The organism is Sphingopyxis sp. (assembly GCF_016463645.1).
In the GTDB taxonomy this organism is placed as follows: Bacteria; Pseudomonadota; Alphaproteobacteria; order Sphingomonadales; family Sphingomonadaceae; genus Sphingopyxis.
Map to the genome: position 1 here is coordinate 15,831 of NZ_JAEMQX010000047.1, position 11,896 is coordinate 27,726.

8 protein-coding genes are annotated in these 11,896 nt (G+C 65.2%); 3 read left to right on the forward strand and 5 right to left on the reverse strand.

Going from position 1 to position 11,896, the window contains the following annotated elements; all coding sequences use genetic code 11:
• Positions 1-22 precede the first annotated feature (22 nt).
• The 3 genes from JHC57_RS11585 to kduI are packed head-to-tail and all read right to left on the reverse strand — an operon-like array spanning position 23 to position 2,675.
• Positions 23-1,033: a sugar kinase gene (locus tag JHC57_RS11585; RefSeq protein ID WP_294030166.1), complete on the reverse strand. Its 1,011-nt coding sequence runs from the start codon at positions 1,031-1,033 to the stop codon at positions 23-25.
• 9 nt (positions 1,034-1,042) lie between these two features.
• Entirely contained in the window at positions 1,043-1,792 is a 750-nt protein-coding gene (kduD, locus tag JHC57_RS11590; RefSeq protein WP_294030167.1) for a 2-dehydro-3-deoxy-D-gluconate 5-dehydrogenase KduD, read from the reverse strand.
• Between the two features lie 40 nt (positions 1,793-1,832).
• Positions 1,833-2,675: a 5-dehydro-4-deoxy-D-glucuronate isomerase gene (gene kduI, locus JHC57_RS11595; protein ID WP_294030168.1), complete on the reverse strand. Its 843-nt coding sequence runs from the start codon at positions 2,673-2,675 to the stop codon at positions 1,833-1,835.
• A 170-nt stretch (positions 2,676-2,845) separates the two neighbouring features.
• Here kduI and JHC57_RS11600 point away from each other — a divergent pair, with 170 nt between their 5' ends.
• Complete coding sequence (locus tag JHC57_RS11600) at positions 2,846-3,898, forward strand: LacI family DNA-binding transcriptional regulator (RefSeq protein WP_294030169.1); 1,053 nt, start codon at positions 2,846-2,848, stop codon at positions 3,896-3,898.
• Positions 3,899-3,901: 3 nt separating this feature from the next.
• Here JHC57_RS11600 and JHC57_RS11605 read toward each other — a convergent pair whose 3' ends face one another.
• Both JHC57_RS11605 and JHC57_RS11610 read right to left on the reverse strand, forming a co-directional pair.
• Positions 3,902-5,581, reverse strand: a complete 1,680-nt coding sequence (locus JHC57_RS11605) for a hypothetical protein (RefSeq protein ID WP_294030170.1) — start codon at positions 5,579-5,581, stop codon at positions 3,902-3,904.
• A gap of 70 nt (positions 5,582-5,651) precedes the next feature.
• Positions 5,652-8,264: a TonB-dependent receptor gene (locus JHC57_RS11610; RefSeq protein ID WP_294030171.1), complete on the reverse strand. Its 2,613-nt coding sequence runs from the start codon at positions 8,262-8,264 to the stop codon at positions 5,652-5,654.
• Positions 8,265-8,627: 363 nt separating this feature from the next.
• On the opposite strand from JHC57_RS11610, the gene JHC57_RS11615 reads away from it, so the two are divergent.
• Positions 8,628-9,809: an efflux RND transporter periplasmic adaptor subunit gene (locus JHC57_RS11615; RefSeq protein WP_294030172.1), complete on the forward strand. Its 1,182-nt coding sequence runs from the start codon at positions 8,628-8,630 to the stop codon at positions 9,807-9,809.
• A 6-nt stretch (positions 9,810-9,815) separates the two neighbouring features.
• Positions 9,816-11,896: efflux RND transporter permease subunit (locus JHC57_RS11620; RefSeq protein WP_294030173.1), on the forward strand; the 2,081-nt coding region annotated here is incomplete at its 3' end.

An 11,896-nucleotide genomic window follows, 5' to 3' on the forward strand; every position in this document is an offset into this window, starting at 1 on the left:
GAATGAAGGGGAAACCGCCGGCTTAGCGCCGGACGTCGAGTCCGCCGCCGTGAAAGGCGTCGATATCGGCCTGCCCGAAGCGGCTCGCATCGCCCGGAAGCGAGTGCTTGAGGCAAGTGAGCGCGAGACCCGATTCAGCCATCGCCCGCGCATCGCCGCCCGACAGATGCGCGTGGAGCACCCCGGCGGCGAAGGCATCGCCGGCACCGATGCGGTCGACGATGCCGGTGACGTCAACCTCTTCGGTCTGGTGCCCATGGTCACGAAGGTCGACGCGCGCCGCGATGCGGTGATGGTCGGCAGTGACCGTATGGCGCGCGGTCGAGGCGATCAGCCGAAGCCCCGGGAAGGCAGCGAAGCCCGCTTCGGCCGCCTCGCGGCGCCGATCCTCGCCATCGCCGCTGAATTCGCGGCCGAGCACGAGCGAGAGGTCGCGGTGGTTGCCGAACAATATGTCGGCGGTGCCGATCAGTTCGGAAAGGATCGCGCGCGGGTCGCTGTCCCACGCTTCCCACAGCATCGCGCGGTAATTGCCGTCGAAGCTGACCGGGACTCCGAGCCGCTTCGCCGCGCGCGCCGCGCCGAGCGCCGCCTCGGCCGAGCGCGGCCCGAGTGCGGGCGTGATGCCCGACAGATGGAGCAGCCCCGCATCCGCGAGCAGGCCGTCGAAATCATAATCTTCGGGCCCTGTCGCCGCGAAGCACGACCCCGCGCGGTCGTAGACGATCTCCGAAGCACGGAGCCCCGCGCCGACGCTGAGGAAATAGAGACCCATGCGCCCCGGATGAAGCGTGACGGCGGCGCAATCGACGCCCGCGCCGCGCACCGCCGCCACCGCACCGCGACCCAGTGCGTTCGAGGGAACCTTGCTGACCATCGCGCAGTCGTGGCCGAGATGCGCGAGCCCGATCGCGACATTCGCCTCGGCGCCGCCGACGTGGAGCGACAGCGAGGGCGACTGCATCAGCAGTTCGTTGCCCGGCGCGGTCAGGCGGATCAGCAGTTCGCCGAAAAAGACAAGGCGGCCGGACATCACGCGATGCTAGCGCGCGAGCCAGCCGCCGTCGACGGCGAGGATATGGCCCTGCACATAATCCGACGCCGACGAGGCGAGGAACACCGCGGCGCCGCCGATGTCGGCGGGATCGCCCCAGCGGCCCGCGGGGATGCGTTCCATGATCTGGCGGTTGCGCGTCTCGTCGCCCTGCAGCGCGGCGGTGTTGTTCGTCGCGATATAGCCGGGCGCGATCGCATTGACCTGCACGCCCTTCGCCGCCCATTCGTTCGCAAGCAGCTTGGTGAGCCCGCCGACGCCCGATTTCGACGCCGTGTAGCTCGGTACGCGGATACCGCCCTGGAAGGTCAGCATCGAGGCGATGTTGATGATCTTGCCCGACCCGCGCGCGATCATGTGACGCCCGGCCGCCTGGCAGAGGAAGAAGAGCGTCTTCAGATTGGTGTCCATCACCGCGTCCCAGTCGGCTTCGGTGAAGTCGACCGCATCGGCGCGGCGGATGATTCCGGCATTGTTGACGAGGATATCGATGCGGCCGAACTCGGCGAGCACTGCGTCGACGAGCGGCTGGACCGCACCGACGCTCGAGAGGTCGGCGGCGAAATTCTCGCCCTTCCGCCCCAGCCCGCGCACCTTGCCGACGGTCTCGTCCGCAGGCGAGCGGCCCGCGGCGGCGATGTCGGCGCCGGCTTCGGCGAGCGCGAGCGCGATTCCCTGTCCGATGCCGGTGTTGGCGCCGGTGACGAGCGCGACTTTTCCCGAGAGGTCGAATAGCATTCCGTGATTCCTTCTTCCCTCTTTCGTCAGGGATGACCTCTTAGCTAAGCTGACAGATGTCGAGGACGTTCATGTCGGTATAATCCTGATTCTCGCCCGCCATCGCCCAGATGAACGCATAGGATTTCGTGCCCGCGCCCATGTGGATCGACCAGGGCGGCGAAATCACCGCTTCCTCATTCTGCATCACGATGTGGCGCGTCGCTTCGCCCTCGCCCATGAAGTGCATCACGCGGTCGGTGTCGACATTGTCGAGCTCGAAGTAGAAATAGATCTCGCTGCGGCGCTCGTGGATGTGCGGCGGCATCGTGTTCCACACGCTGCCTTCCTTGAGCACGGTCAGCCCCATGACGAGTTGCGCGCTGTCGCACACGCCCGGGATGACGAGCTGGTAGATCGTGCGCTCGTTCGATTCGGCGAGGCTGCCACGGTCGAGGGCATTGGCGTCGGCGATGCCGAGCTTGCGCGTCGTGAACGCCTTGTGCGCCGGGCACGACGCCAGATAATAGCGCGCGCCGGCCCCTGCGAATTCGACGTCCTTCGCGCCCATCGTCACATAGAGGCAATCCTTGTTGCCGAGCGTGAAGCTCTCGCCATCGACGGTGACGATGCCTTCCACCGACGAGACGTTGACGATCGCGAGCTCGCGGCGCTCGAGGAACGGATGCCCCGCCGCCGACGGCGGCTCGGTCTGCGCCGGCAGCCTGACCGGCGCGCCGCCCACGGCGACACCGCCGATCACGAAGCGGTCGGCATGGGTGTAGTTGAGGACGCATTCGCCCTCGCGGAACAGGTCCTGGATCAGATAGCGATCGCGAAGCTCGGCATTCGACACCTCCTCCATCATGACGGGATGGGTGGCGTAATAGGTTTTGGAAAACATGGGATCGCTTCCTCGCTCGAGATTTCTGGCTTGCCGCCTTGCTAGATTTAATGGTAACCGGTGTCAAGTGATGTTCATGCCCCCGCCGGGCGGTTGATTTTACGCTTTCGAGCGCCCATCAGCATGAAAAGCGCGGGTCTGACCAGAGGCTTGCAGGGGAAAGACAGAATATGGCGGCACAAAATAAGGGGCCGGGGAGCAAGCAGCCGACGATCAACGATGTGGCGGCACTTGCGGGGGTGTCGAAAAAGACCGTGAGCCGGGTGATCAACCGCTCCGAATTCCTGACCGACAAGACACGCACCGCGGTCGAAAAGGCGATCGAGCAGCTCGGCTTCGTCCCCAACCCGCAGGCGCGCGCGCTCGCGTTTCGCCGCAACTTCCTGATCGCGCTGCTCCACGACAATCCGAACGCGCAGACGGTGCTCAATTTCCAGCGCGGCGTACTCGACGCGATCAAGGACAGCGACCTCGCGCTGCTGGTTCGCCCCGTCGACCGCGGGTCGGACAAGATGCTCGAGGACGTCCGCACCTTCCTCGAAAAGCAGCGACCGATCGGTGCGATGCTGCTGCCGCCGATCTCGGAGAATGACGATCTCGCCAAGCTCTGCGAGGATCTGGGGGTGCGTTATATCCGCATCGGATCGGCGCGGATCGACGATGCGAAACATTGCATCTCGTCGAACGACCGCGAGGTCGTCGCCGAGGCGGTGCGCGGGCTCGTCGCGCTCGGCCACCGCCGCATCGGTTTCGTCCGCGGCCCTGTCGGCTTCCGGTCCGCCGCCGAGCGCGAAGAGGGTTTCCGCGCGGCGCTTGCCGAAGCGGGGCTCGACCTCCCCGCCGAACTCTACGCGCCGGGCAATTATCGCTACACCGCCGGGATCGAAGCGGGCGAAGCGTTGCTCTCGCTGAGCGCGCCGCCGACCGCGGTCTTCTGTTCGAACGACGAGATGGCGGCGGGCCTGATGAGCGTCGCGCACGGCAAGGGCATCAGGGTGCCCGGCGAATTGTCGATCATCGGCTTCGACGACAGCCCGACCGCGACGCACATCTGGCCCGCGCTCAGCACCGTACGCTGGCCGATCCGCGAGATGGGCATCCGCGCCGCGCAGACTCTCGTTCCCGACTTCCTGAGCCCGGGCGCCAAGGACGACGACGACAGCAATGTTCTCGCCTCGACTTTCGTCGAGCGGCAGTCGGTCGCGCCGCCGCCGGGACGCTGATCCTCAGCGCCGCCGGCGCGCGAGCTGATATTCGTAGAGCGACGGCGCGGCATCGACCGCCTGCCCCGTGCCCTCGATATAGGGCGCGGGATTGTAGCGGACCGCGATCCTGCGGTTCGCGTGCAGCCCGACGATCCGCTCGCCGGGGCCTTCGAGCCCGCTGGTGATCGTAACCGTCGCATCGGCGGGCACGCTGTCGGGCATCACGAGCTTCGCGTTCCAGAGCGTGTTGTAGAGCCCGTGTCCAGGCTTCCAGTAAGGCGCGCCACCGCCGACCCACAGTTGATATTGCCAGCCGTCCTTGCCCTGTTTCGGATCGATATGCATCTCGATCGCGTCGAACAGATTCTGGTGATTCGACCCGCTGTGCTGGTCGATGATCGCATCCTTGTCGACGACCGAACGCAGGAACACCGATCGCGTCGAGCGCGTGTTGATGCTGACCGGGTGGACGACCGGATTCTCGACCTTCAGATCCTTGACCAGCACATTGTGCACCGCGCCGACATGGACCGAATAATGCGCGCGACGATCGCCCGTCGTCGTGACGTCGGCGATCGTCAGGCTCGCGGCATTGTCGGTGAGGACGCCGCTGTCCGCGCGGTCGATCGTCAGCTTCCTGACCCAGCCGTCGAACACGCCGGTCATATAGATACCATTATAGCCCTGCTCGAGATGATGGCCGAAGGCCGGCGCCTCGGGGAACTGCAGCCGCAGATTCTGGATGCCGACGTTCGTCAGATGCTGCCAGTCGGCGACCACCGCGGGCTGGTCGGCGCGAACGTCGTGCAGCAACGGGTCGCCGAGCGTCACCGTCTTGCCGCGTACCGCCACGATGCGCGTCGCCTGCGCGACCACCGGCCGGTTCGGGAAAGTCCAGTGGTGCGAGCCGATCGAGAGATCGGTGTCGCCATAGAGCGATTTCAATATCCGGCTCTTCGGCCCGTCGCCAGAGAACCATTGCACTTGCACGACGTCGCCGGCCTTGAGCTTCGCCGCATTGTCGAGCGTCAGCGTCCGGCCGAACTGCTTGCCCGACACGCCGGTCGCGAGCACCGGATCGCGGACATCCTTCGTCCCGTCGTAGGAGACCGGGCGGCTGCCCTCGGGCGCAACATAGATCATCCCGCCCGACCAGGTATATTCGGTGAACAGATAGTCGATATTATTCTCGGGCTCGACCTGCTGCTTTTTCTCGCGCACCAGATATTCGCGCAGCTCGTCATAATCGTGGCTCTTGTCGATGAGCTTCAGCGGGCGCGGGAACCAGAGTTCGCTACCGCCCGGCCCATTGCCCGCGCCGTCGAGGACGATGTCGCTGCGCGTGATTCGCAGCACCTCGGTGATCTGCGTGCGCCCCCTTGGGAAACGCAGCGTCACCTTGCCCTTCACCGCATTGGCGGCCGCGAGCGCGCGGAGCACCGCTTTCGTGTCGTCGAGCCCGTCGTCGGGGATCGCGCCATGATCGGTCACGTCGATGATAGTGCCCGCATCGGCGGGGATCGTCGCGAGGCCGAAACCATAGCCGGCATAGGAAAAATCGGGCAGCGGATTGGCGGCCGTGGTCGCGGGGTCGGAGAGGATCGCCGGCAACTCCGCGGGCCGGGCCTGAACAGGGAGCGCCAGCGTCGCACCCAGCGCCAGAACCGAAACAAGGCGCGCGCGCCGATTACCCGAAATCATGATCCGATAACTCCCTGCGACCCGGTGGCATGGCGGCGCGCGACCCGCACCGCCATGCCGGGACGGTTTTTCAGAACTTCGCGCGCACGCCGACCGAGAAACGCCGCTCGGACAAGGCATAGCTGTTGAGCGCGGTCGTGTTGAAATTGCTATACTCGGTCGTCGCCGATTTTTTCGGCATCAGATTCTGCGCCTGCAACGACAGCGCGATATTCTTGGTAATGTCGACCCCGACCTGCGCATCGAGCTGCGAGCGCGAGCCGACGAAGCTCGGCCGTCCCTCGGAGAATTCGAACACCGCCTCGTCGCGATAGTTATACGCGATGCGCGCCGAGAAGGGGCCCTTCTCATACAGCCCGACGAGATTGTAGCTGTTCTTCGACACCGCGACGAGCGGGAAGCCGGCGCTGTCCTCCGAATCCGAATAGGTATAGTTCGCAATCACCCCGAAGCCGTCGAGCGGCGACGGCAGGAAGTCCATGAACTGCTGGATACCGATCTCGAAGCCCTTGATCTTCGCGCTCGAGAGGTTCTCGGGGCGCGAGAAGGTCAGCTCGCGGCCTTGCGGGTCGAGCGTGGTGTCGATGCCGGTGGTCACGAAGCTCGCGATGAAATTCTTGACGTCCTTGTAGAAGACCGCGCCCGAGATCAGCGAGCTTTTGCCCGTATAATATTCGAAGCTGACATCGGCCTGCGTCGAGATCGGCGGTTCGAGGTCGACGTTGCCGCCGGTGACCGACAGGTTCGTCGCGTTGAAGAAGGTCGACGGCGCAAGGTCGGCGATCGACGCACGCTGCATCGTCTGCGACCCCGACACGCGGATCAGGAAATCGTCGGTGACGTTGAACGCGATGTTCGCGCTCGGCAGCACGTTGGTATAGCGATTCTTGTCGTTGCGGAGCGTGCTGACGGTGCCGACGTTGACATAGGAGTCGACCGACAGCCGCGTCGACGCGATGCGCACGCCAGCGTTCGCCTTGTAGGGAATGCCGGCGATTTCGCCCTCGCCCGACACCATCAGATAGCCGGCGAGCGTCTTTTCGCTGAAGTCATAGTCGCGCTGGAGATTGGGAAGCAGGGTCGAACGCCCGTTCGGGTCGGGGTTGGGCTCTGCCGCCTGCGCGCGGTCGAAGACATAGTCGAAGGTCGGCGCGGTGCTCAGGAAACTGCGCGGGAAGGTTCCCGGAATATCCGACAGGAAATCGCCCGCATCGACGAGCTTGAGGTACGGCTCGATCTCGGCGCGCGTCGGCGTGACCTGGCTGCGAAAGGCATTCGAACGCGCGTGAAGGTCGGTATAGCGCACCCCCGCCGCGATCGTTACGCCGCCGCCGGTCTCGTAGCTGACGTCGAGCTTGCCCGTCCATTCCTCGAGCAACCCGAGCAGGCGGTTGCTGCGCACGCCGTTGTTCGCGGGGTTGTAGGAGGCGTAGCTGGTCGGATCGAACGGCCCGCTCAGCGTCAGCGACGGGATGGTATTATCGCGGAAATCGAATGCGCCGGGGACGGGCGCGGTCGCCTGCAGCGTGATGATCTGGATCGTCTGATCGATCGTGCCCTTGCTGTAATAGCCGTCGGCCTCGATCGTCAGCCCGTTATCGCCTTCATATTTGCCGTTGAGACCATAGAGGAAGCTTTCGGTCGGCTCGTTGCGGATCTGGCCCGCGGTGGTGACGGTACCGTTGGCATTGCCCGCGACGACCATGCCGTCCTCCACCACGCGGTTGGTGACCGGGTTGCTGCCGGTCGGCAGGCGGAAGGCGAAGAAATCCTGCCGGCGGCCGGTCTTGAGCTTCGAATAGAGTGCGTCGGCGGTGATCGTGAATTCGGGCGTCACCTCGAACTGGATCGCTCCGTTGAGCCCGAGGCGCGAGCGGTCGACCGTGAACTGCTCATATTGCAGCAGGGCCGGGGTCGGGATCGCCCCGCCCCCCGTGCCGGTATAATTGCGGCCCAGGAAATTGTTGCGCTCGAAGGTCTGCGTCACCGAGGTGCGCTTCTGATATTCGCCGGCAAGCATGACGCCGATGCGCCCGTCCGCGAATTTGGTCGTTGCGAAGCCGGTGATCGCCGGCTCGAACTTGTCCGAATTTTCCGAATAGACACCCTGCGCACGGACCGAGATCGTCGGCTCCTTGAACGACAGGGGCTTCGGCGTGACGAGATTGACCGTTCCGCCGAGGCCGCCCTCGGCCTGGCTCGCGAGCGGCGACTTGCGCACTTCCAACCGGCCGAACAGGCTCGACGGCACCGAATCGAGGCCCGACGAACGGCCGAGCTGATCGTTCTCGGGCGGCGACAGGCGCGCCGACCAGCCGAGCAGGGTGCGACCGTCGACCTCGACGCGCACCTGCTGGAGGCCGCGAACCGACACCGACTGGCCTTCGCCGAAAACGCGGGTGATCTGGACACCGGTGACGCGCTGGAGCGCCTCGGCTACGTTGGCGTCGGGGAGCTTGCCGACATCCTCGGCGGTGATGACGTCCATCACCTGCTCGGCCTCGCGCTTGATGTCAGCGGCCTGTTCGAGCGACGCCCGGATGCCGGTAACGATGATCGCGTCTTCCTCGGCGGGCGGCGCCGCATCCTGCGCATAAGCAGGCGCGGCCGCCAATATCGCGAGCGATACCCCGCCTGCCAGCCTCGCCAACGCGCACGCACCCCGCTTCGTCCGAATAGCCATTGTCATCCTCCCACGTCGAAAACACCGGTCCATTGCGAACCGCTTTTTCAGAAATTTCCGAAGGAGTGCATGGCGCTGCGGCCCCGAGGCCGACCGAAGCATCCCCCTCACTTGTTATCATTATGTCCCCGGCTTAGGTAACCGGTGTCATAGACTATCCAAAATTGATACACCGGTGTCAAGCGTTTAATTGTAGGACAACTGCCGCGCCGTAACCCCGGGCTTGGGCCGCAAATCCGCCGCAGCGGAAAATTGTCGTAATTTGTCGCAACGCCCGCATTGCGCTTGCATGCGGCTATCCGATCGGTTGAATAGGGCCGAATTCCTCCCCGCCTTCCGGCGAACCGATACGAGACAACCAATATGCTGGAAAAAAGGTCGCTGTTGCTGGCCGGAGCGCTGTGTGCCGCGAGCCTGTCGCTCGGCGCCTGCTCGGGTCAGAACGACAGCAAGAACGGCCGCGGCGCGCCCGAAGTCGGCTTTGTCACCGTCAAGGTCGAACCTGTGCCGGTTACGACATCGCTCGGCGGCCGTGCCGTCGCCTATGAAACAAGCGAAGTCCGGCCGCAGGTGAACGGCCTGATCCGGCGCCGGCTGTTCACCGAGGGCGGCTTCGTGCGCGCGGGCCAGCCGCTCTACCAGATCGACGCGAGTCTCTATCAGGCCGGGGTCGATCAGGCGGCCGCCAACCTGGCGAGCGCACGCGCGAGCGCGCAGGCCGCCGACGAGCGCGCGCGCCGGCTCGAACCGCTCGCCAAGATGCAGGCGGTCGCCGAGCAGGACTATACCGATGCGCTCGCGCAGGCACGGATGGCGCGCGCCGCGGTGGCGCAGAATGGCGCGGCGCTCGAAACCGCGCGGATAAACTTGCGTTTCGCCACGATCACCGCGCCGATCAGCGGCCGCATCGGCCGCTCGCTCGTCACGCCGGGCGGACTGGTCAGCGCGAGCCAGGCGACGCCGCTCGCGGTGATCCAGCAGACCGACCCGATGTATGTCGACATGCAGCAGTCGAGCGCCGATCTCACCACGCTGCGTCAGGCGATCGAAAGCGGCGGGGTGACTGCGGGCAGCACCTCGGTCCGGCTGCGTATGGAGGATGGCAGCGCCTATCCCTTTGCGGGGACGGTCCAGTTTTCGGACGTCACCGTCAACGAAGCGACGGGGACGGTGACGCTCCGCGCGCGTTTCCCCAATCCCAGGGGCGTCCTGCTGCCCGGCATGTTCGTCACCGCGATGTTCGACCAGGCGGTGAACCCGTCGGCAATCCTGCTGCCGCAGGCCGCGGTCCAGCGCGACTTCGACGGATCGGCCTTCGTCTATCTCGTCGGCAAGGACAACAAGGCGGCGCGGCGCAAGATCGTCGCGGACCGCACCGCAGGCGCGAACTGGGTCGTGACCGACGGGCTCAAGCCCGGCGAGCGCGTGATCACCCAGGGGATCGGCAATCTGCGACAGGGCGCGCCGATCCGCCCGGTGCCCGCGAGCAGCGCGCAACGCGTGGGGGCTCCGAAGGGCTCTGCCCCCGAGGCGAAGGGCAAGTAGCACGCCATGTCGCGCCTTTTCATCAACCGCCCGATCTTCGCGTGGGTGCTGGCGATCATCGTCATGCTCGGCGGTGTGGGCGCGCTCTTTTCGCTGCCGATCGAGCAATATCCGGACATCGCGCCTGCGCAGGTCAATATCCGCGCGAGCTATCCGGGCGCGTCGGCCGAAACGATCGAGAACAGCGTCACGCAGGTGCTTGAACAGCAACTGACCGGGATCGACGGCCTCCTTTATTTCAGCTCGCAGTCGAGTTCGCGCGGGCGCGCCGATATCACCGCGATCTTCGAGAAGGGCACCGATCCCGACATCGCGCAGGTGCAGGTCCAGAACCAGATCCAGTCGGCGATCTCGCGCCTGCCGCAACAAGTGCAGGCGCAGGGCGTGCGCGTCACCAAATCGAACTCGGATACGCTGCTGCTCGTCGGCGTCTATGATACCACCAACACCCGATCCTTCCCCGATGTCGCCGATTTCCTGTCGTCGAACATCCAGGATCCCTTGTCGCGCGTTGACGGTGTCGGCGAGGTCAATGTGTTCGGATCGCCGCACGCGATGCGCATCTGGCTGGATCCACAACGTCTCACCGCCGTGTCGCTGATGCCGAGCGACGTGATCTCGGCGATTACCGCACAGAACAGCGAAGTCGCGGCGGGCGACGTCGGCGGCCTGCCATCGCCCGAAGGGCAGATGCTCAATGCGACGGTGACCGCCCAGTCGCGGATGCAGACGGTCGAAGAGTTCGAGAATATCGTCCTGAAGACGCTGCCCGACGGATCGACGGTGCGCATCAAGGATGTCGCGCGCGTGGAGATCGGCGCCGAGAGCTACAGCGCGATCGTCCGTATCAACGGGCATCCGGGCGCCGGGATGTCGATCTCGCTGTCGCCGGGATCGGACGCGCTCGAAACCGCCGACCGGGTCAAGGCCCGGATGGAGGAACTCGCCGCCGATTTCCCCGATGGCCTCACCTATTCTTACGCCAATGATGCGACCGCCTTCATCAAGCTGTCGGTCAGCGAGGTGCAGAAATCGCTGTTCGAGGCGATCCTGCTCGTGATCCTCGTGATGTTCGTCTTCCTGCAAAGCTGGCGCGCGGTGCTGATCCCCGCGATCGCGGTACCCGTCGTGCTGCTCGGCACCTTCGGCATCTTCTATATACTGGGCTTCAGCATCAACACGCTGACCCTGTTCGGGCTGACGCTCGCGATCGGCCTGCTCGTCGACGACGCGATCGTCGTCGTCGAGAATGTCGAGCGATTGATGGAAGAAAACCCCGGCATGTCGGCGCGCGAGGCGACGATCCAGTCGATGCAGGAATTGCAGGTCGCGCTGATCGCGATCGCGCTCGTGCTGTCGGCGGTGTTCCTGCCGATGGCCTTTTTCGGCGGGTCGACCGGCGTCATCTACCGGCAATTCTCGGCCACCATCATCTCGGCGATGATGCTGTCAGTGCTCGTCGCGCTGATCCTGAGCCCCGCGCTCACTTCGACCCTCCTCAAGCCGAAGGACCATGACGCGACGTCCGGTGGCGGGCGCTTTCCACGCGTCCATGCCTTCCTCGAACGCGCGAAGAACGGCTTCAACACGCGCTTCGACCACTCGGTCGAACGTTATGTCGGCAGCGTGACCAAGGTCGTCGACCGCAAATGGCTCTTCCTCGGCATCTATCTCGTGCTGCTCGGCGCGCTCGTTTTCCTGTTCCTGCGCCTGCCCAGCGGCTTCCTGCCCAACGAGGATCAGGGGCGCGTTTCGGTCCAGTTCCGCCTGCCCGCCGGTGCCACGCAGGCACGCACGCTCGAAGTGCGCGACGAAATCGAGAAATATCTGCTGACGCATGAGAAAGCGAACACGCAGACGCTGTTCCTGATCGCGGGCGGCGGCGGCGGCGCGGCGGCGGGCCAGAACACCGGCCAAGGCTTCGTGAACCTCACCCATTGGGACGACCGGCCGGGCAAGGAAAATACGGCCGATGCAATCGTCGAGCGGGCACGCAAGGCGCTGAGCGGCCTGCGCGACGCGCAGATCTTCGCGCTCGTCCCCGGCGCCGTGCGCGGCCTCGGCGATTCGTCGGGCTTCACGATGCA

What these genes read in the sequence shown, in the direction of transcription:
- JHC57_RS11585 (WP_294030166.1), bottom strand. Translation starts at nt 1,033, where the DNA reads ATGTCCGGCCGCCTTGTCTTTTTCGGCGAACTGCTGATCCGCCTGACC.
- kduD (WP_294030167.1), bottom strand. Translation starts at nt 1,792, where the DNA reads ATGCTATTCGACCTCTCGGGAAAAGTCGCGCTCGTCACCGGCGCCAAC.
- kduI (WP_294030168.1), bottom strand. Translation starts at nt 2,675, where the DNA reads ATGTTTTCCAAAACCTATTACGCCACCCATCCCGTCATGATGGAGGAG.
- JHC57_RS11600 (WP_294030169.1), top strand. Translation starts at nt 2,846, where the DNA reads ATGGCGGCACAAAATAAGGGGCCGGGGAGCAAGCAGCCGACGATCAAC.
- JHC57_RS11605 (WP_294030170.1), bottom strand. Translation starts at nt 5,581, where the DNA reads ATGATTTCGGGTAATCGGCGCGCGCGCCTTGTTTCGGTTCTGGCGCTG.
- JHC57_RS11610 (WP_294030171.1), bottom strand. Translation starts at nt 8,264, where the DNA reads ATGGCTATTCGGACGAAGCGGGGTGCGTGCGCGTTGGCGAGGCTGGCA.
- JHC57_RS11615 (WP_294030172.1), top strand. Translation starts at nt 8,628, where the DNA reads ATGCTGGAAAAAAGGTCGCTGTTGCTGGCCGGAGCGCTGTGTGCCGCG.